At 48.8% G+C, this 20,357-nt stretch carries 18 protein-coding genes and 1 tRNA gene; 17 read left to right on the top strand and 2 right to left on the bottom strand.

What is annotated here, in order from left to right:
* Positions 1-7 precede the first annotated feature (7 nt).
* The 12 genes from uvrA (at position 8) to EWH91_RS04050 (ending at position 12,614) form a co-directional block, all read left to right on the top strand.
* On the top strand, positions 8-2,890 hold the full coding sequence (gene uvrA, locus EWH91_RS04105; protein ID WP_129928751.1) for an excinuclease ABC subunit UvrA: 2,883 nt from the start codon (positions 8-10) through the stop codon (positions 2,888-2,890).
* 444 nt (positions 2,891-3,334) lie between these two features.
* Complete coding sequence (locus tag EWH91_RS04100) at positions 3,335-3,529, top strand: PspC domain-containing protein (RefSeq protein ID WP_129928750.1); 195 nt, start codon at positions 3,335-3,337, stop codon at positions 3,527-3,529.
* Between the two features lie 7 nt (positions 3,530-3,536).
* A complete protein-coding gene (locus EWH91_RS04095) occupies positions 3,537-3,911 on the top strand; it encodes a phage holin family protein (RefSeq protein WP_206184277.1) in 375 nt (124 codons plus the stop codon).
* A 113-nt stretch (positions 3,912-4,024) separates the two neighbouring features.
* Entirely contained in the window at positions 4,025-4,945 is a 921-nt protein-coding gene (hprK, locus tag EWH91_RS04090) for an HPr(Ser) kinase/phosphatase (protein WP_129928748.1), read from the top strand.
* 38 nt (positions 4,946-4,983) lie between these two features.
* On the top strand, positions 4,984-5,790 hold the full coding sequence (gene lgt / locus EWH91_RS04085) for a prolipoprotein diacylglyceryl transferase (RefSeq protein WP_129928747.1): 807 nt from the start codon (positions 4,984-4,986) through the stop codon (positions 5,788-5,790).
* Between the two features lie 93 nt (positions 5,791-5,883).
* The gene (gene ppaX, locus EWH91_RS04080; protein ID WP_129928746.1) at positions 5,884-6,537 is read left to right on the top strand and encodes a pyrophosphatase PpaX; all 654 of its coding nucleotides are present in this window, start codon (positions 5,884-5,886) and stop codon (positions 6,535-6,537) included.
* 118 nt (positions 6,538-6,655) lie between these two features.
* Positions 6,656-8,167 carry a tetratricopeptide repeat protein gene (locus EWH91_RS04075; RefSeq protein ID WP_129928745.1) on the top strand — a complete coding sequence of 504 codons (1,512 nt, stop codon included), beginning with the start codon at positions 6,656-6,658 and terminating at the stop codon, positions 8,165-8,167.
* Positions 8,168-8,289: 122 nt separating this feature from the next.
* Positions 8,290-9,240 (top strand): thioredoxin-disulfide reductase, encoded by a 951-nt coding sequence (gene trxB, locus EWH91_RS04070; RefSeq protein WP_129928744.1) that lies wholly within the window; start codon positions 8,290-8,292, stop codon positions 9,238-9,240.
* Between the two features lie 308 nt (positions 9,241-9,548).
* Entirely contained in the window at positions 9,549-10,412 is an 864-nt protein-coding gene (gene rapZ / locus EWH91_RS04065; RefSeq protein WP_129928743.1) for an RNase adapter RapZ, read from the top strand.
* Positions 10,413-10,420: 8 nt separating this feature from the next.
* Positions 10,421-11,377, top strand: coding sequence for a gluconeogenesis factor YvcK family protein (locus EWH91_RS04060; RefSeq protein ID WP_129928742.1), 957 nt, complete (start codon positions 10,421-10,423; stop codon positions 11,375-11,377).
* Between the two features lie 24 nt (positions 11,378-11,401).
* Complete coding sequence (gene whiA / locus EWH91_RS04055; RefSeq protein WP_129928741.1) at positions 11,402-12,334, top strand: DNA-binding protein WhiA; 933 nt, start codon at positions 11,402-11,404, stop codon at positions 12,332-12,334.
* 19 nt (positions 12,335-12,353) lie between these two features.
* Positions 12,354-12,614 carry an HPr family phosphocarrier protein gene (locus tag EWH91_RS04050; RefSeq protein ID WP_129928740.1) on the top strand — a complete coding sequence of 87 codons (261 nt, stop codon included), beginning with the start codon at positions 12,354-12,356 and terminating at the stop codon, positions 12,612-12,614.
* A gap of 223 nt (positions 12,615-12,837) precedes the next feature.
* On the opposite strand, the gene clpP is transcribed toward EWH91_RS04050, so the two are convergent.
* Both clpP and EWH91_RS04040 read right to left on the bottom strand, forming a co-directional pair.
* Positions 12,838-13,422 (bottom strand): ATP-dependent Clp endopeptidase proteolytic subunit ClpP, encoded by a 585-nt coding sequence (gene clpP / locus EWH91_RS04045; protein ID WP_129928739.1) that lies wholly within the window; start codon positions 13,420-13,422, stop codon positions 12,838-12,840.
* An 860-nt stretch (positions 13,423-14,282) separates the two neighbouring features.
* Positions 14,283-14,356 (bottom strand) — tRNA-Arg (locus tag EWH91_RS04040).
* 236 nt (positions 14,357-14,592) lie between these two features.
* On the opposite strand from EWH91_RS04040, the gene EWH91_RS04035 reads away from it, so the two are divergent.
* The 5 genes from EWH91_RS04035 to gap all read left to right on the top strand — a co-directional run bounded on the left by EWH91_RS04035 (position 14,593) and on the right by gap (position 20,315).
* Positions 14,593-15,075, top strand: a complete 483-nt coding sequence (locus tag EWH91_RS04035) for a CotD family spore coat protein (RefSeq protein WP_129928738.1) — start codon at positions 14,593-14,595, stop codon at positions 15,073-15,075.
* Positions 15,076-15,423: 348 nt separating this feature from the next.
* Positions 15,424-16,362: a magnesium transporter CorA family protein gene (locus EWH91_RS04030; RefSeq protein ID WP_129928737.1), complete on the top strand. Its 939-nt coding sequence runs from the start codon at positions 15,424-15,426 to the stop codon at positions 16,360-16,362.
* A 198-nt stretch (positions 16,363-16,560) separates the two neighbouring features.
* Positions 16,561-17,865 carry an RNA polymerase factor sigma-54 gene (rpoN, locus tag EWH91_RS04025; protein ID WP_129928736.1) on the top strand — a complete coding sequence of 435 codons (1,305 nt, stop codon included), beginning with the start codon at positions 16,561-16,563 and terminating at the stop codon, positions 17,863-17,865.
* A gap of 392 nt (positions 17,866-18,257) precedes the next feature.
* Positions 18,258-19,283 carry a sugar-binding transcriptional regulator gene (locus EWH91_RS04020; RefSeq protein WP_129928735.1) on the top strand — a complete coding sequence of 342 codons (1,026 nt, stop codon included), beginning with the start codon at positions 18,258-18,260 and terminating at the stop codon, positions 19,281-19,283.
* Between the two features lie 24 nt (positions 19,284-19,307).
* Positions 19,308-20,315, top strand: coding sequence for a type I glyceraldehyde-3-phosphate dehydrogenase (gene gap, locus EWH91_RS04015; protein ID WP_129928734.1), 1,008 nt, complete (start codon positions 19,308-19,310; stop codon positions 20,313-20,315).
* The last annotated feature ends 42 nt before the right edge of the window (positions 20,316-20,357 follow it).

The following is a 20,357-nucleotide window of genomic DNA, read 5'->3' as shown; positions in this document are numbered from 1 at the left end:
CAGACTCATGGTACTTGAAAATATCGTCGTAAAAGGTGCCCGTGAACATAATCTGAAAAATGTCAACGTGACCATTCCGCGTGACAAAATGGTTGTGGTCACCGGACTGTCCGGATCAGGGAAATCATCACTGGCCTTCGACACCATCTATGCGGAAGGCCGGCGGCGCTACGTTGAATCGCTCTCCGCCTATGCCCGCCAGTTTCTGGGTCAGACGAAAAAGCCTGATGTGGACGCTATTGAAGGGCTTTCTCCGGCGATCTCTATCGATCAGAAGACGACAAGTCATAACCCGCGTTCTACCGTCGGCACGGTGACAGAAATCTATGATTATCTGCGCCTTCTTTTTGCCCGGATTGGCCATCCTTTCTGCCCGAAGCACCATATTGAGATTTCGTCGCAGACTGTTGAACAGATGGTTGACCGGATCATGGTCTTCCCTGAGCGGACCCGGCTGCAGATTCTCGCACCGCTGATCTCAGGAAGGAAGGGGACGCAGGCGAAGGTCCTTGAAGACATTAAAAAGAAAGGCTATGTCCGTGTCCGGGTGGATGGCGAGATCCATGAAGTCAGCGAAGACATTAAACTTGAAAAAAATAAAAAGCACACGATTGATGTCATCATCGACCGGATCATTGTGAAACCCGGTGTTGAAGCGCGCCTTGCAGATTCACTGGAGTCAGCCTGCAAGCTGACAGACGGCCGTGTCATTGTCGATATCATCGGCGGGAAAGAATTGCTTTTCTCCGAGCAGCATTCCTGCCCGTACTGCGGTTTTTCAATTGGTGAACTGGAACCGAGACTGTTTTCTTTCAACAGTCCGTTTGGTGCCTGCCCGGACTGTGACGGGCTTGGTGCACGGATGGAAGTTGATCCTGATCTGGTTATTCCTGATAAAAGCAAATCCCTTGCCGACGGGGCGATTGTTGCCTGGGAACCGACCAGCTCGCAGTATTATCCGCAGCTTCTGAAAGCCGTCTGTGCGCATTTCGGCATTGATATGAACATCCCGGTTAAAAAACTGCCGGCGGAACAGATGAAAATTATTCTGTACGGGTCAGGCACGCAGCGGATCCATTTCCATTATGAAAATGAATTTGGCGATGTACGTGATAAAGACATGTACTTTGAAGGTGTGATCCCGAATATTGGACGCCGCTACAGGGAAACCAGTTCCGATTTTGTCCGCGATCAGATGTCGACGTATATGACCCGGAAAATCTGCCCGACCTGTCACGGATACCGGCTCAGGACTGAAGCGCTTGCTGTGAAGATTGGCGGAAAACAGATCAGTGAAGTGACGGAGCTGTCAATCCGTGACATGCAGACGTTCTTCAATTCTCTGGAACTGACACCAAAGGAGAAGACGATCGCCAGACTGATTCTGCGTGAAATCAGGCAGAGGACTCAGTTCCTGATCGATGTCGGCCTTGATTATCTGACACTCAGCCGTCCGGCGGGAACGCTCTCCGGCGGCGAAGCACAGCGGATCAGACTGGCCACTCAGATCGGTTCGCAGCTGATGGGGGTGCTCTACATCCTTGACGAGCCGTCGATCGGCCTGCATCAGCGGGACAACGACCGTCTGATTCATACCCTGCTCGGCATGCGTGATCTGGGTAACACGCTGATTATCGTGGAACATGATGAGGATACCATGCTCGCCGCGGACTACATCATTGATGTCGGTCCCGGTGCAGGTGAACATGGCGGACAGATTACTGCCCAGGGTACCCCGGCGGAAATCATGAAGAATACCCATTCGCTGACCGGCCAGTACCTGTCGGGGAAAAAGTTCATTCCCATTCCGGCAAAGCGCAGGAAGGTTACCAGACGGGCGATTAAAATTACCGGAGCAAAAGCCAACAATCTGAAAGACATCAGCGTCAGTTTCCCGCTTGGCGTCATGACGGTCGTCACCGGTGTATCTGGATCCGGGAAGAGTACGCTCGTCAATGACGTGCTGTTCAAAGCGCTGGCCCAGAAACTGCACGGGCGCAGGGAGCTGCCGGGCGCCTTTAAACAGATTAAGGGCATCAAAGAACTCGACCGGGTGATTCAGATCGACCAGTCACCGATCGGACGGACTCCCCGTTCCAATCCGGCCACCTATACCGGTGTTTTTGATATGATCCGTGAAGTCTTTGCGGCAACCAGTGCGGCAAAGGTCCGCGGGTATAAAAAAGGCCGCTTCAGTTTTAACGTCAAAGGCGGGCGCTGTGAAGCATGCAGCGGTGACGGGATTATTAAAATTGAAATGCACTTTCTTCCGGACGTTTATGTGCCCTGTGAAGTGTGTCACGGGAAACGTTATAACCGGGAAACGCTTGACGTCACGTATAAAGGGAAAAACATTGCCGATGTCCTGGATATGACCGTGGAGGAAGCACTGGAGTTCTTTAAAAATGTACCGCGGATCAAGCGTCGCCTTGAACCACTGGATCAGGTCGGGCTCGGTTACATCCGGCTCGGGCAGCCGGCAACCACACTGTCCGGTGGTGAGGCGCAGCGTGTCAAGCTCGCTTCACAGCTCTACAGAAGGACAAAGGGGCGCGCCCTGTATATTCTGGACGAACCGACGACCGGGCTGCATACCGATGACATCGCAAGACTGCTGCGCGTCCTCCAGGCCCTGGTCGACAGTGGCGACAGCGTTCTGATTATCGAACACAATCTGGACGTCATTAAATGCGCGGATTACCTGATTGACCTTGGACCGGAAGGCGGTGCAGGCGGAGGGACAGTTGTGGCCAGTGGTACACCGGAACAGATTGCGGAAACAGCCGGATCTTATACCGGTATATATCTGAAACCGATCCTTGAACGGGACCGAAAGCGGATGGCTGACCGGATGAAGAACCAGAAAATGGCGGCCGGAAAAGCAAGATAAAGTGAAACTCAATCAGTGGGGGCTTCATTCCCACTGATTGTTCGTTGAACCCATCGGGCGGCTGCGGGCAGTGATCCCTCACCCGGGCATGTGTGTTTATCCTCATTACTTTGAGGTGGGGGTTCTTACTGCCCGTTCATGCGGGATAAAGTGAAACTTCAATCAGTGGGGGGCTTTATCCCCACTGATTGTTAGTTGAACCCATCGGGCTTTTACGGGCAGTGATCCCTCACCCGGGCATGTGTGTTTATCCTGATTACTTTGAGGTGGGGGTTCTTACTGCCCGTTAATGCGGGATAAATAGATAAATCGTCAGGAGCTTAAAAGAGCCATTCGCACAGACCGGCCGGAGCAAAGTTGACTACATTCTGCTTGTTAATCTGCAGGGCATAAGGGTATAGTTGAATAAGTGAGAAAAAAATATTTTCCGGGAGGAAACTAAAGATGCAGAAAAAGCTGTATCGGTCAAGAGAAAATAAAATTCTTGGTGGCGTATTGGGCGGCATTGGTGAATACCTTAATATAGATCCGACGCTGATTCGTCTGATTTTTATTGTATTATTAATCGTTACGGCCTTTTTCCCCTGTGTGATCGGCTATTTTCTGGCATATCTTGTGATCCCCGAACAGAGAGAGTGATTTTTTGATGAAGAGATGGTTTGCCAACGTTATGATAAATATCATCATCAATATGATTATTTTAATGACGCTGGCAGGATACTTACACACCATGGTCTATCTGTCCGGAGTCGGGGCGGCATTCGTCGCGAGCGTAATTCTGTCCCTGCTCAATTTTTTCATCCGGCCGATCCTGATTCTGTTCTCCCTGCCGGTGACCTTACTGACCCTTGGATTCTTTATCTTTGTGATTAATGCCCTGATGCTGCTTCTGACCTCGGCGATTATGGGTCCTGCCTTTCAGCTGGACGGATTCGGCAGTGCCCTGATTGTTGCCATTATCATGGCAATCTTTCAGCTGATCATTCAGACATTTATCATTAAACCCATTCGCCGGCGCTGATCCGAAATGCGAAAATATATGGTAAAATAAAGGCAAAAGGTGCCTCATCATGGCAGCCGGGCGGGCAGTGCCGGCCGGTTTCATATCAACAGCAATAAGGAGCGGTCAGGCTCATGAACAAAGTGCGTGTCAGTGAACTGATTAATCATTTCAATTTGAAACTTGTCAGCGGGAAAGAAGGAATTGACCGTGAAATCATCGTCAGCGATATTTCACGGCCGGGGCTGGAGATCGCCGGTTATTTTACCTATTATCCCAGACGCCGTCTGCAACTTCTCGGACGGACCGAGCTTTCCTTTTTTAATGAACTGAGCATGGATGAACGCTACAAGCGTACCTCTCAGCTCTGTACAGCTCAGACGCCGTGTATCGTCATTTCCAGGGGCATTGACGTGCCGGAAGAATTCATTATTTCGTCTAACAAACGCCATGTACCGATTCTTCAGTCAAAAATGAAAACAACACGTCTGAGCAGCATGATTACTAATTATCTGGAATCGCGTCTTGCACCGATGACTGCTGTACATGGCGTACTCGTGGACGTGTACGGAGTCGGTGTACTGATTACCGGCGAGAGCGGGGTCGGCAAGAGTGAGACGGCACTGGAACTGGTGAAACGCGGACACCGACTGGTCGCGGATGATTCAGTGGAGATTCGCCAGGAGGGTGAATCCGAACTGATCGGCAATGCACCTGAGCTGATCCAGCATTTACTGGAAATACGCGGGCTGGGGATCATTAATGTCATGACCCTCTTCGGTGCCGGCGCAGTGAGAAATTATAAACGCGTGTCCCTTGTGATCCATCTGGAACTCTGGGATCAGAACAAAGTGTATGACAGACTGGGTCTGGATGAAGAAAAGACGAAACTGATCGATACAGAGGTTCCCCGTCTTGTTCTTCCGGTACGCCCCGGTCGAAATCTGGCCGTCATTATTGAGGTGGCTGCAATGAACTATCGTTTGAAAAATATGGGCTTTCATGCGGCACAGCAATTCTCCGACCGCCTGAATGATACACTCCATGAAAGATAACTGTTGAATACTTGACAGACTGAGGTGAACAACTAAAGATGGATCAGAACATTGAGCCTTTGGATCGTGTCGCCATTCAGCTGGGGCCGATTCACATATACTGGTACGGGATCATTATTGCCGCTGCGGCATTGATCGGACTGCTGCTCGCCATACGGGAAGGCAGGAAACGCGGTCTGCCCCAGGATACATACGTTGATCTGATCCTGTTTGCTGCACCGATTTCGATCATCTTTGCACGACTTTATTATGTGATCTTTGAATGGTCCTATTATTCAAAACATCCGATGGAAATTTTCGCCATCTGGAACGGCGGGATTGCGATTTATGGCTCCCTGATCGGTGCGGTGGGAACGGCTATTGTTTTCTGTGCCGTCCGCCGGCTGCCGTTCTGGAAGGTCGCGGATATCGCAGCACCAAGCGTTATTCTAGGTCAGGCCATCGGACGCTGGGGAAACTTCATCAATCAGGAGGCACATGGGGCTGAAACAACACGTGAAGCACTGGAAAATCTCCATCTCCCCGACTTTATTATTAATCAGATGCTGATTAACGGTTCTTACTATGTTCCGACTTTTTTATATGAATCCGTGTGGGATTTTCTGGTCTTTATTGTGCTTCTTATCCTGAGACGTGTGAATTTGAAACGCGGCGAAGTGTTTGTTTCATACATGATGCTGTATGCAGCCGGCCGCGCCTGGATTGAAGGACTGCGTACAGACAGTCTGATGTTTGGCACGCTCAGGGTATCCCAGTGGCTCTCGGTCGTGCTGATCATTATCGGTATCGGACTGATTCTGTATTGGCGGATATTTGATAAAAAGCGTCCGCGTTATCTGGACTAGCTGGATAGATTCAGGAAGTGCCGCTCGAAAAATACAGGCGGCACTTCAGTATGTCCGGGGGCAACACAACACATGCAGAGGGAGGGTCTGAATGTGATTCAGACTGTGCTGTTCGATCTTGATGGAACACTAATCAATACAAACCGGCTGATTCTTGCGTCCTTTCAATATACACTGGATCGCTATTTTCCAGGTCAATACACCAAGGAGGATCTGATCCCGTTTATCGGCGAGCCGCTGCATGCCAGTTTCAGCCGGGTGGATGCCCGCCTGGCCGGCGAGATGGTTGCTGTATACCGGGAATATAACAGTCGGCATCATGACCAGCTGGTAACGGAATTCCCGGGCGTACATGAGACGCTTCAGAATCTCCGGAAGGCCGGGTGCCATCTGGGTGTGGTCAGTACGAAAAGGCGGGATATGGTGGAACGCGGATTAACGTTAACCCATATGAACGATTATTTTTCGACGATTGTTGCCGGAGATGAAGTTGGACATTTTAAGCCGGATCCTGAACCGGTTGAAACGGCCATAGCCCGCCTTCATGCAACAGCAGAACAAACGATGATGGTGGGTGACAGCCCGGCGGACATTCTTGCCGGCTCATCGGCGCATGTTCGGACAGCGGCTGTCAGCTGGTCACTCAAAGAGCGTTCCGTTCTGGAAGGACTTCACCCGGATTATTTCCTTGATTCCATGATTGACCTGCTGGACATCGTCCGTCGGGAAGATTCAGCAGCCATGTAAAGCGGGAAGCGTGCTGCAGAAATGAAACGTAATAAACGTGTCACCGGTATGTTTCCTAATCGTATGTTATACTGAAATGAACGTGATGAATCATGCTTTACGGAGGCAGAAAGAAGTTATGAAAGAAGCAAACCGGCCCAAAAAGGCCCAGGTGATTTCTTTTTATCCCAATGGCGAATTTTTCTACCAGAGGGGTATGACCTGTTTTGAAAAAGGAGATCTTAATCGCGCAAGCAAATATATGGAACGCGCATTGAAAATAAGGCCGAATGACGTCGAATATCTGTGTCAGCAGGCCGCCATCATGTCCGAACTGGAGCAGTATGATTCTTCAATCGGTCTGCTCAAAAAAGTGGTCTGCGAGCTGGATACACATATGACCGAATGCTACTTTTTTATGGCAAATAACTATGCCTATATGGGGGCATTCGATGAAGCGCTGGATGCGGCAAAGCTTTATATGACGCTGGAGCCCCACGGTGCTTTTTCAGATGAAGCAAGGCAGCTGTGCGACATGCTGTCTTCCGATGATGAACTGCCCGATGATGAGCCGGCTTATGTAGAAGAACATGAAAAGGGCCGGATGGCGCTTGAGCACGGCCGCTTTACCGAAGCCGCAGCGCTGTTTCAGCGGGTTCTCAAATTGAATCCGGATTTTCTTGCGGCTCAGAACAACCTGTCCATTGCCTATTTTTCAACAGGAAACATCAATCAGGCCCTTGCCGAAACAGACCTGGTTCTGAGTAAGGATCCGGGCAACGTTCATGCCCTCTGCAATATGGCGACCTTTTTTTATCAGGAGGGGGACACGCCGCATCTGAAACAGATTTTGAACCGGCTGGACAGCCTGTATCCGATGGTACCGGAGCACTGCGGAAAACTCGGATCGACCTATCTTTATCTCGGTGAATACAGTAAGGCCTACAGGTGGCTCAGGATAGCGGAAAAAAGAGGGGTTCACTGTGATCAGGTCTTTCGCTTCTGGCTGGCGCTGGCCGCCTTTCACTCAGGCGACAGGAAGCAGGCGGAGAAAAACTGGAAGCGTGTGGACTATTTCAGTAATAAACCCTTCCATCCATTCAAATACAATAAAATTCAGGATATGATGTTTGAAGAATCAACGGCAGATAACTTTATGGTGAAGGATCTGCTGCGAAAGGAAATCTGGGAGAACAACCTGTCCTATCAGCTGTTTTCACTTTTCTATCTTTCTCATCATGGAGATGCGCAGCTGCTCGCGGATACAGCTCGAAAAGGTCCGACGCCCCAGATCAGGGACATTGCCGGTCGCTTACTTGAAGAAAATCAGACAGGGATGAAGAATAGCCGCCTTGAAATCATGCGGATCGTTGAAAAGCTGACAGGCGGCGAGAAAGAAGCGATGAAGCAGCCGGAAATCTACAGCTTCTGGTCCGTGGTCGATTCTGTGATCGGACCGGACAAAGAAGCAGACAGTCTGGGCTGGGCGGCAGCTCTGTATTACTTATGGGAGAAAGAATTCGGTGTCAAAACTTCTCAGAAAAAGGTTGCCGATCTGGCCGGGACGACGGTTTACAGGATTCGAAAACATATTGGAGTGCTTTCTCAGGTGCTGAATCGTAAATGGGAAGAGGAACTGGTGCATGATTAAGCGGCTGTCTGAGCAACTTTCTGGACATTGGTTTTTCGATTCATTAGCATAAAATAAGTGATGAGCAGATAATAATGATTACAATTTGATCATGGAAAAACAGGAAGGGACTGAGATATACATTGGCCGAAGACGAGAAAATTTATGATGTCCTGATTGCCGGAGCAGGTCCGGCAGGGATGACTGCAGCGGTCTATGCTGCCAGAGCAAACATGACAACGATTATGGTAGAACGGGGCATTCCGGGAGGACAGATGGCCAACACAGAAGCTGTTGAAAATTATCCCGGGTTTGAATCGATCCTGGGCCCTGACCTTTCCAATAAGATGTTTGAGCATGCCAAGAAGTTTGGTACCAAATATGCTTATGGGGACATTAAAGAGATTCGCGATGGAAAGGAATATAAAACCGTGGACTGCGGCAGCAAGGTTTATAAAGCCCGTACCGTGATTGTGACAACCGGAGCCGAGTACCGGAAACTTGGTGTTCCCGGTGAAAAGGAATTTGCCGGACGTGGCGTTTCCTACTGTGCGGTCTGTGACGGTGCTTTCTTTAAGGGGAAGAAGCTGGCGGTTATCGGAGGCGGCGATTCGGCGGTTGAAGAAGGGACTTATCTCACGCGCTTTGCTTCGAGTGTCACGATTATTCACCGCCGCGACGCATTGCGTGCGCAGAAAATCCTGCAGAACCGGGCTTTCAATAATGAAAAAGTTGATTTTATCTGGAATACCATCTGCACAGAGATTAAAGGTAAGGATGGAAAAGTATCGAGCCTTGTTCTGCACAATAAGAAGTCAGGTGAGGATTCTGAATTCCCGGTAGACGGCGTATTCATCTATGTCGGGATGAATCCTCTCTCTAAAGCCGTCGAGAATCTGAACATCACCGATGAGCACGGATACATTGTGACGAATGAACAGATGGAGACGCGCGTACCTGGTATTTTCGCTGCAGGCGACGTGCGCCAGAAAGACCTTCGCCAGATTGTAACAGCAACCGGCGATGGAAGTATTGCAGCTGATAATGCTCAGAAGTATGTTGAGAAACTCAAGGATGCTTCGGCGGTTAGCTGATGTGAGGTGCGCCTGGACAATGTGCCTTTGGTCGCAGTCGTAAAGCGCCCTTTCAGCTCCAGTATTATCCATCTTTAATCTTGATGTAACGGTTCTGAAATGAAAATGGGGTATCATAAAATTGAATTGACCCCCCTTGTTATTAATAAATCATTTACGGCGCGAAAGTCATTCCGTGCTGTTTTTTTTGCAGCCATTTTCCAAAGCCTTCCTGATTCACGGGTTTTCGAGTATACTGAAAGAAGAAGTGACAGGAGTCCTGATGACTCAGCATTTCCGAAATTCAGAGGCGATGGGAAGGATCATGGATGAAAGACATTCAAGTGGTGATTATAACAGGAATGTCCGGTGCCGGAAAGACTGTTGCGACACGGATTTTCGAGGATCTGGGTTATTTCTGTATTGATAATCTGCCTCCAACCCTGATGCCGAAATTTATTGATTTGATTCAGGATTCGGACTCGGATAAATTAAACAAAGTGGCTCTGGTTATGGATCTGCGCGGGCGGGAATTTTTCGATTCATTGTTTTCATCACTGGACGCGTTAAGCAGGTTAGATAAAATCAGACCTAAAATTTTATTTCTGGATGCGAAAGATCAGACACTCGTCAGAAGGTATAAAGAGACACGCCGATCCCATCCGATGTCGCCGCAGAGTCGGCCGATAGACGGTATCCGGCGTGAACGGGAGAAACTTGAAGAGGTTAAAGGGCTGGCACAGTACTATATTGATACAACCGATTTGTCTGCACGGCAGCTTCGCGACCGGATCATCAGTGAATTTGGTTCGGAAAGTGCATCTTTTCGCGTGAACCTGCTTTCGTTTGGATTTAAATATGGTCTTCCGATCGATGCGGATCTTGTGTTTGACGTCCGCTTTCTGCCCAATCCGTATTATGTCAGACATATGCGTGACCGGACGGGTCTGGATGCGGATATCTCGGAGTATGTGCTTAAGTGGACAGAGACCCGGCAGTTTCTAAAGAAATTAACTGATTTGCTGCACTTTATGCTGCCTCAGTATAAACGGGAAGGGAAGGGGCAGCTGGTGATCGCCATAGGCTGTACGGGCGGGAAACATCGCTCGGTAGCTCTGACGGAATGGCTTGGCAAGACTCTTTCAGCTGACTATCCGACGAGTGTGTCGCACCGGGACATTAAGAGAGGATAGTTGAGACCATGACGGTACGAAAAAAAGTTGTCGCGATCGGCGGGGGTACAGGACTGCCTGCTGTGCTCCGTGGCCTGAAGCATTATCCCGTAGATATTACGGCGATTGTAACTGTTGCAGATGACGGCGGAAGCAGTGGTATGCTCCGGAACGAACTGCGCATTCCGCCTCCTGGCGACATCCGCAATGTGCTCGTTTCGTTGTCTGACGTAGAACCGATATTTGAAAAGCTGCTTCAGCACCGCTTTAAGACAGAGAGCGGGCTGAACGGCCATTCTCTGGGGAATCTCCTGATCGCCGCACTGACTTCGATCACCGGCGACTTCGTTAAGGGAGTCAGGGAAATGAGCCACATTCTGAATGTACATGGAGAAGTCCTCCCGGCGGCCGATCAGAGCATCATTCTCGGAGCAGTGATGCATGACGGAACGATCGTTGAAGGTGAGTCCAGCATTCCAAAGGTTAAAAAAAAGATCAAAAAGGTCTTTTTAAAACCGGATCATATACGGCCGCTGCCGGAAAGCGTCAAAGCGATCAGGGAAGCTGATCTGATTACGCTCGGACCAGGGAGTCTTTATACAAGTGTGTTACCTAACCTGCTCGTACCTGGACTGGCCGGAGAGATTGCCCGGTCAAAAGCGCAAAAAGTATATGTGTGTAATGTGATGACCCAGATGGGGGAGACGGATGGATTTTCTGCATCGGATCATGTGGCCGTGATGAATCAGCATGTGGGCGCCCCTTTTCTTGATACGATTATCGTAAACAATCAACCGATTGCGCCGGATATCCTGAAGCGTTATGCTGCTGAAAAGGCAGAACCGGTTTCCGTTGACCGTGATAAGCTGGAAGCAGAGGGCCTGAGAGTGATCAGTGCGCCTGTGATCCGGACGACAGGTGGGGTCATACGACATAACGAAGCGGCGATTGCGCAGCTTCTGATGACTTTGTTTTCCGGGGAATAAGTTAAAGTTGCGGGAGGACTGCCGATGTCATTCGCTGCAGATACAAAAAAAGAGCTGACCATGCTTGAAGTTAAGGATTGCTGCGCCAGAGCAGAACTTGCCGCTCTGACGCGAATGAATGGATTTATCACCATTCGCAGCAAACGCGTTGAACTGGACATTGCAACGGAAAATGCAGCGATATCCCGACGCATCTACCGTCTGATCAAGCAGGTCTATCATTACCAGATTGAGATCCTTGTCCGTAGAAAAATGCGACTGAAAAAGAATAATGTTTATATTGTCAGACTGAAAGAGTCGGCCCGTCCGTTTCTGCGGGATCTGGAGATTATCGACGACCAGGGACAGTTTACCAGAGAAATTGCTCCGGATCTGGTTAAGCAGAAATGCTGCCGCAGATCGTATCTGCGCGGTGCTTTTCTGGCAGGAGGCTCGCTGAATCATCCGGAATCTTCCTATCATCTGGAAATTTTCTCAAATTATGAAGATCATATCCGTTCTTTGGCTAAACTGATGAATACATTCGAACTGAATGTCAAAGTACTCCCAAGAAAAAACGGGTATATTATTTATATGAAAGAAGGCGAGAAGATTACCGATTTTCTGAGCATCATCGGAGCGAACCGGGCACTCTTCTACTTTGAAGACATCCGGATCGTGAAAGATATGCGTAACTCCGTCAATCGTCTGGTTAACTGTGAAACAGCAAATCTGAATAAAACGGTTGGGGCAGCCATACGTCAGACGGAGAATATCCGTCTGATTGAAAAGAGCATCGGTCTGGATGAGCTTCCGCATAAACTGCGTGAAATCGCTGAGCTCCGTCTCAAGCATCCGGATATTACACTGAAAGAACTGGGTGAATTGCTCGGCGAACCGATCAGCAAATCAGGAATCAACCACCGTTTCAGGAAACTGGATACCATTGCAAACAGAATCAGACAAGGGCAGAAATAAATGAAAGGGGGGAAAGCATATGGTGAACAAAAGGGTCACCGTTCAGTTGCGGGAAGGTCTTCAGGCCCGCCCGGCAGCGCTTTTTGTCCAGGAAGCCGGACGTTTTCATTCGCACGTGACACTTGAGAAAGACGGGAAGGTCGCCAATGTAAAAAGCATTATGGGCGTCATGAGCGTCGCTCCGGCTTTCGGTGAAGAGATCGTCCTCGCGGCGGATGGGCCGGATGAACAGGAAGCGCTGGACACCCTGTCATCTTTTATTGAAAATCAGAGGGGATAATATTTTATTGCGGCTTGTTTTGTAAGCGTTATCCTTCAGGAACGGGCTGTACCCCTCAGGGAGGGTACATAAACATGCCCGGCTGGGCGATCACTGCCCGCAGGAGCCCCAGCTGATTGATGTTATCAGAGACAGGCGAGATAAGCGAGACGGCCTGAGTATAAGTAAAAAACCCGGAATGCAGCCTGTAAGCTGTATTCCGGGTTTCCTTTTTTTGCCTTCTTTATCGGGACGTCGTCAGAATCTCATCGATCAGACCATATTTTTTAGCATCTTCAGCTGACATGAAGTTGTCGCGGTCCGTATCCCGCGCAATGACTTCATAAGGCTGTCCGGTCCGTTCGGAATAGATATGATTCAGCTTCTCACGGATTTTCAGAATCCGTTTGGCATGAATTTCCATGTCCGATGCCTGTCCCTGCATGCCGCCGAGCGGCTGGTGAATCATGATTTCACTGTTCGGAAGGGCGAAACGTTTCCCTTTCTCTCCTGCTGTCAGCAGGAAACTGCCCATGGATGCCGCCATCCCGATGCAGATTGTGGAAACATTGGGTTTGACGTACTGCATCGTATCATAGATCGCCATCCCTGCGGTAATTGATCCACCAGGGCTGTTAATGTAAAGCGAAATATCTTTTTCGGAATCTTCAGCAGCAAGAAACAGCAACTGAGCGACTACAGCATTTGCCACATTATCATCAATAGCTGTTCCCAGCATGATGATTCGGTCCTTCAGCAGCCGGGAATAAATGTCGTAAGCACGCTCACCACGGTTTGTCTGTTCAATAACTGTCGGTATTAAAGGCATGATACTGACCTCCATTCAATCAAGTGTGTGACTTTCTTTAACCAGAATCAATCATACCGTAATGGTCAATATAGGTCAAATATTTTGGGCTTTTGACGATGTTCATTTTTTTTCGCGCCAATCTAAGGGGTGCAACTTTACCAGATTGCCAAAGGTTTGCCCTCCTGGCCGGGCAAATCTTCTTCAGCGGTTTGTGATCCTTTTCGAGGCTGCCGCAGACTATCTTCCATCTTGCAGGGGTTTTCATCTCACTTAACTTGTCATCAGATGTTTTGTCCTGAGAGCAAAAAGGAAAATAAGCGGATATTTTCCGGTTAGGGGCAGAACGGAAATCTTTCCGAGTGTATATAATCGGAAATTTTCCGATTATGCCAGGAAAAAAGCTCCATTTTCCATTTCTCCAGTCAATAAGCGGAATCTCTCCGTCTATTTTAACTGTTTTTAGATCGAATTTCTTAAGTAAGCGGAATTTTTCCGCCTATTCATCTGATCATGCACGAACCTGATCCCCAACCGACAAGAGTGGATCCCGGGTACTCTCCTTCCTTATTTTTGACCCTGCGACTTTAGATTTGCCCCTGTTTTGGCAGAAGATCACTTCAAAACTCCTGATCATCCCCTCTGACACAAGGGGTTCCCCACATCCTAAAAGGCTCTTTTACACGAAAACGGCGATCAGGCAAGCTGATCCTGCCAAAGAGGGAGTTTCGCGGGAAGCAGGGGTATACTGAAGAAAATTTGCCGGGAGGCGAGTTGCCGGAGTTCAGTCTGATCCTGTAACCTGACAAAATTTGTACTTTCCTTATAGTATAAATAAAAAGATCAGCCATATACCCGATGGCTGATCTCCTGAAATAAAATGCGCTCGAAGGGATTCGAACCCCCGACACATGGTACCGGAAACCATTGCTCTGTCCAGCTGAGCTACGAGCGCATAACCGAATTTCTACTGCTGACAATTGTCTATTTTAAGCGATACCGACTTTTTTTGCAAGTATAAAAAAAGGTTATTTCTTCTCAGGAGCAGAAAAAAAGGGGGGAAGGCAGCTGCCCGTCAGAATCGAATGCCTATTTTTATCAGATCACGGAAAACTGGGTATTCATACCAGGCAAGGCAAATCCCCGGTTCATAGGCTATAAGTGTATTCAAATCGATGAGGAGGAAAAATCATGGAGGTCTCGCCTTATTCGAATCAACACCCGATGCCGGTCAATCCTTATGCACATCACGAGAATAAATACCCTGTTATGAAACCGGAAATGAAACCAGTGAACAAACCTGCCGCTTCACCTGCGTCAAAGGGAAAATGCGGGAACATGCCGGTGATGAGTCCAGCTGGAAAATCCCCGGTTGGAGGGATGGGCATGCATCCGGGAGCGATGTCTCCGGCTACGGGTCCTGTGACTCACGGGAAACCACTACACTGCCCGCCGACACAGGGTGGATCATTTTTTGATCCACAGTCCGTCAATGTGACAGACGTTTATAAACCGGTTGTTGTCCGGCATATCCATCCTATGCACACACAGATCAGAACGCATTTTGTTTATGAGCACCAGCATTTTTACCCACAGTCGGTTTCCCATACATGCGATGAACGCCATTTTGATGTGCAGTGCGGCAAACCCTGCTTCCCAAGGCCGCATTGCTAAAGAAAAGACAGACACAGAATCTGATTGCTGCCCGAAAGCAGCGGTCAGATCTTTTTTTTGACAGGGTAGATTTTCAAAAGATTGACACATCACTTTATTTGTTTTATTTGCTTCGCACATGTATTATTAAGAATGTCTGCTGAAACGTTTTCGACAGCCAAAAATAACCCCGAAAGGTGCAGGGAGATGATCATTGAATGAGTTCCGACAGTTCGCCCAGGCCGAACCCCGGCCCAGGATGGCAGAGGGAAGCTTTCATACCAGCTGAATACCGGCATTCGTTAATTGATCCATTATCCCTGCCGGTCGGGTAACTGAAAGCTTCCTCAAAAATGAGGAGGTGGCATCATGATTGATATTTATTTAACAGATGAACAGGATAATCTGGTACAGAAAGATGAACTGGCCAAAGGGTGCTGGATCAACCTCACCCGGCCCTCGGAATTTGAAGTAGGTAAGGTTGTTAAGGGAACCGGCATTCCATCGGACTTCATCCGTGACTCACTGGATGATGATGAACGGTCCCGAATTGAAAAGGAAGACGATACGGTGCTGATTATCGTTGATTTTCCTGTGCTGGTGCAGGATGAGTCAGATTCGGCTCCTTATGATACGATCCCGCTTGGTATCATTGTCACACCGCTTTACTTTGTCACCGTCTGCCTGCAGAGCAACCCGGTTGTCGAGGATTTTATCAATAATAAAATCAAAAATTTTTTCACTTATAAAAAAACACGTTTTACTCTGCAGATCCTCTACGCGATCGCAAGATATTATCTGAGATATCTGCGCACAATTGACCGGAGGACGGCCGCTATTGAACGGGAACTGCATGAATCGATGCGAAATAAGGAATTATTCGATCTGCTGAGTCTGGAAAAAACGCTCGTCTATTTTACAACTTCATTGAAATCAAATAGTATCGTGATGGAAAAAATGACGAAGCAGCGTTTCCTGAGGATGTATGAGGACGATCAGGATTTACTGGAAGATGTGATCATCGAAATCAAACAGGCTATTGAAATGTCGGAAGTGCACAGTAATATCCTGAGCGGGATGATGGATGCGTATGCTTCCGTCATTTCGAACAATGTCAACGTGGTCATGAAGTTTCTGACCACCATTACGATTGTGCTTTCCATCCCGACGATGGTGTTCAGTCTGTACGGCATGAATGTTGATATCCCGTGGGCGAGCATTCGCCATGCGTATGTGATACCGCTGGTCATGGCTGTTTCCATCTCAGGCATTGCGGCACTGTTTTTCTGGAAAAAGAAATATTTCTGAAGGACCTGGCTTCAGCCGAAATCCGGCTGAAGTTTTTTAGTTACAGGGTCACGGACAAAGGTTCAGCCGATGCCGGGAGTGGAGCTTCTTTACCCGCTTTTTTCGTTCGATTTCGATCAGAAACGACAAAAATCATTCATGAAAGCGTAGTCATTTCATCGCTTCCCTGATATAATAAAGATCAGGGAGGTGAGCGTGATGGGCCTGGCTCTTGTACAAAATCAGTCGCTGAAGCAGAAACTGACGCCGGCACTCTTCCAGTCTGTGACCCTGCTTCAGTTTAACCATGAACAGTTGTCCGACTATATTAAAGAAAAGGCAACGGGTAATCCGCTTCTGCATGTCGGGGAAACAGACTTCGGCTATACCCCTGCGCATTCGGTTGCAGGGGAAGAAGCCCGGAGTACAACGGATGTCATTGAGGAAACGGTACAGAGCCCCGGCAGTTTTCGTGATCAGCTTCATATGGACCTTCATCAGCTCTCACTCAGCAAGAACGGCATCGCTGCAGCAGATCTTCTCATCGACTGTCTTGATCAGAACGGTTATCTGACGGAAAATCCGGCAGAGATTCTGGATCGTTTCGGGATGGATTCGGATCTGGCTGAACAGGCACTTCAGGTTGTGCAGACCCTGGAGCCGGCAGGAGTGGGTGCGCGTACCCTGCAGGAGTGTCTCAGACTTCAGCTGGAGAGAATGGAGCCGCGCAGTCCTCTGGCCGAAAAGATTATTTCTGACTTCAGCGATTATTTTCTTTCCGGAAGCTGGCAGGAGCTGGCGGGCAAACTCGGAATCAGTGAAAAGCAGGTCAAGGAAGCGGTGGCGCTGATTCGTACCCTTGATCCCGCACCTGTTCATGATCATACGGGTCAGCAGACACCGTATGTTTTTCCGGATGTTGTCGTGCGCCGGACGGAGAACGGACTCGTTTGTGAACTGGAAGACCGGCTGCTGCCAAAAATTACTCTGGAAACCGGTGTCTACAGGGCGTATATGACGCAGGCTGACCGGGAAACAAAGCGCTATCTGAAGCAAAAGAAGGCAGAAGCCCAGTGGCTGCTTAATGGTCTGTCAAGAAGAAAAAAGACGGTCTTGCAGCTTTCTACCCTGCTGGTTGATAAACAGGCCGACTTCTTTAGAACCGGAGACATGGGCACGCTCCGTCCATTTATGATGAAAGAAGCTGCACAGGCGATGTCAGTCAATGAATCCACAATCAGTCGTGCGGTTGCCAATAAATATCTGCAGACGCCGTATGGGCTGTTTCCAATAAAAACATTTTTTGTCCGGCCGATGAAGAAAAACAGACAGGAGATTTCCTCTCACCAGATTATCAGCCGGATTAAAGCCCTGATTGATGAAGAGGATCCGGGTAAACCGTATTCTGACCAGGAGCTCGCCCGCCGCATTAGCGAAAGCGGTTACCGGCTGAGCCGGAGGACGGTGGCCAAATATCGTGAGGCCAGTGGTATCGGGTCGACCATCCTGAGAAGAAAGAGGTAAGACAGGAGACGTCCATAAGCCATTTGATGGACATAATAAGTCCCTGTATCGCCTGAAAAGAAGGCGTCCGGGCGAAATTTTTTTATGTTTTTTTTTGACGAAAAAGGAAATACTTAATATGAATATCGTCAGATGAAGAAGGTCTGAAACGATGGAGGTGCAGATTTAATTCCGAATTTGCAGATAGTTGGAATAGTGCAATAAATCCATGACTGTCGGCTTTTCTGTCAGATGTGACAATTCTACGTCAATGCATGGATCACACAAAAGATTTACATTTTTTTGCTTGAAAACCATGTTGAAAGTTGATAACATGAAACGTGGAGCAGATGGGACATGAAATGACTATGTGGGACATTTTCAGGCCGTGTTGGCTGATCGAGGGGGACGCTGTGGAACATTTGCTTGATCTTCAGAAAAAGCTCATCCCTGATGTCTTAGACATAATGTCCAGCCGCTACCGTATTCTCCAGTCTTTATTCTTTCTTCAGCCCATCGGCAGACGCAGCCTGTCCTCCCATCTTGGGATGACAGAGCGCGTGCTGCGCGGAGAGGTGACGTTTCTCAGTCAGCAGGGCCTGATTCATATGGCGTCAAGCGGCATGCATCTGACAGATCATGGTGAGGCCCTTGTAAAACAACTGGGTAACGTCATGAAGAACGTTTCGGGACTGAAAGAGATGGAGAAAAACCTGGAGGACGCCTTAGGGGTCTCCCGGGCAGTAATTGTTTCGGGCGACAGTGATCAGTACGCGTTGGTCAAAAGTGAGATTGGGCTCGCCTGCGTCCGGGAGATTGAACATAGCCTGGACGGTGAGAACATCATTGCGGTTACCGGGGGCTCCACCCTTGCGGCAGCTGCAGAAATGATGCACCCGCTGAAAAAGACACATCAGGATATTCTGTTCGTGTCTGCCAGGGGCGGCCTTGGTGAAAAGGTGGAAAATCAGGCAAACACGATCTGTGCAAAAATGGCCGAGAAAGCTGAAGGACGCTATCATCTGCTCCATGTTCCCGACCAGCTCAGTGACGAATCTTATCACAGCCTGATGGAAGAGCCCAGTATTCACCGGGTGCTGCAGCTGATTCACCGGGCGACCATTATCGTACACGGGATCGGCGATGCCAGATCGATGGCCATCCGCCGTCATTCCGGTGCCGATATTCTCAGAAAGGTCAGTGCGGAACACGCTGTGGCTGAGGCTTTTGGGTATTTCTTTGATCAGACAGGCCGTGTGATCCACAAGGTTCAGACGATAGGCCTTCAATGGGAAGACCTATTCGGGGCGCGGTCGGTCATTGCCGTAGCCGGTGGCAGGTCTAAGGCTGAGGCAATTAAGGCTTATTTCAGAAGGGGTCCGGATTCCGTATTGATTACGGATGAGGGCGCCGCGCAAGAGATTTTAACAAAATTCTAAATTATTCTAGGAGGTCATTCTCGAATGACAGTAAAAGTTGGTATTAACGGATTCGGACGTATCGGTCGTCTCGCTTTCAGAAGAATTCAGGATGTTCCGGGGCTTGAAGTTGTTGCAGTTAACGACCTGACAGATCCGGCAATGCTCGCAAACCTTCTGAAATATGATACGACTCAGGGCCGTTTCAACGGCGAAGTTAAAGTTGAAGAAGGCTACTTCGTTGTTAACGGCAAGAAAGTAAAAGTTCTCGCAAATCCTGATCCGGCACAGTTGCCATGGGGCGAACTTGGCGTTGACATCGTTCTTGAATGCACAGGCTTCTTTACCTCCAAAGACAAAGCAGAAGCTCACCTCAAGGGCGGCGCTAAGAAAGTCGTTATCTCCGCTCCTGCAAAGGGCGATCTGAAGACGATCGTATACAACGTTAACCATGATACACTGGACGGTTCTGAAACAGTTATTTCCGGTGCATCCTGCACAACCAACTCTCTGGCTCCTGTAGCTAAAGTTCTGAATGATAAATTCGGTATTGAAAAAGGCCTGATGACTACGGTTCACGCTTATACCGGTGACCAGATGACACTTGACGGCCCGCACAGAAAAGGCGATCTGCGCCGTGCCCGTGCCGCTGCTGAAAACATCGTCCCGGCTTCATCCGGTGCAGCAAAGGCAGTTGCCCTTGTTATTCCTGAACTGAAGGGCAAATTCGACGGATCCGCTCAGCGTGTTCCTGTTAAATCCGGTTCTGTCACCTTGCTTTATGCAACTCTGGCTAAGAGAACTTCAGTTGAAGAAATCAACGAAGCGGTTAAAGCTGCTGCAAACGAAACACTTGGCTACAACGAAGATCCAATCGTATCTTCTGATGTTATCGGCATTACTTACGGCTCACTGTTCGATGCTACTCAGACGAAGATCCTCGATGTTGACGGCAAGCAGCTCGTTCAGGTTGTTGCATGGTACGACAATGAAATGTCCTATACTTCTCAGCTTGTAAGAACTCTGGAATACTTCGCTAAGCTGACTAAATAAGTTAGAAAAGCGATTCCTGAATAGAACCTGAATAGCGGAAAC

It is taken from the genome of Sporolactobacillus sp. THM19-2 (assembly GCF_004153195.1).
Taxonomy (GTDB): domain Bacteria; phylum Bacillota; class Bacilli; order Bacillales; family Sporolactobacillaceae; genus Sporolactobacillus.
The sequence above is the reverse complement of the archived record's forward strand: the minus strand, read 5'-3'. Positions and strand labels throughout refer to the sequence as shown.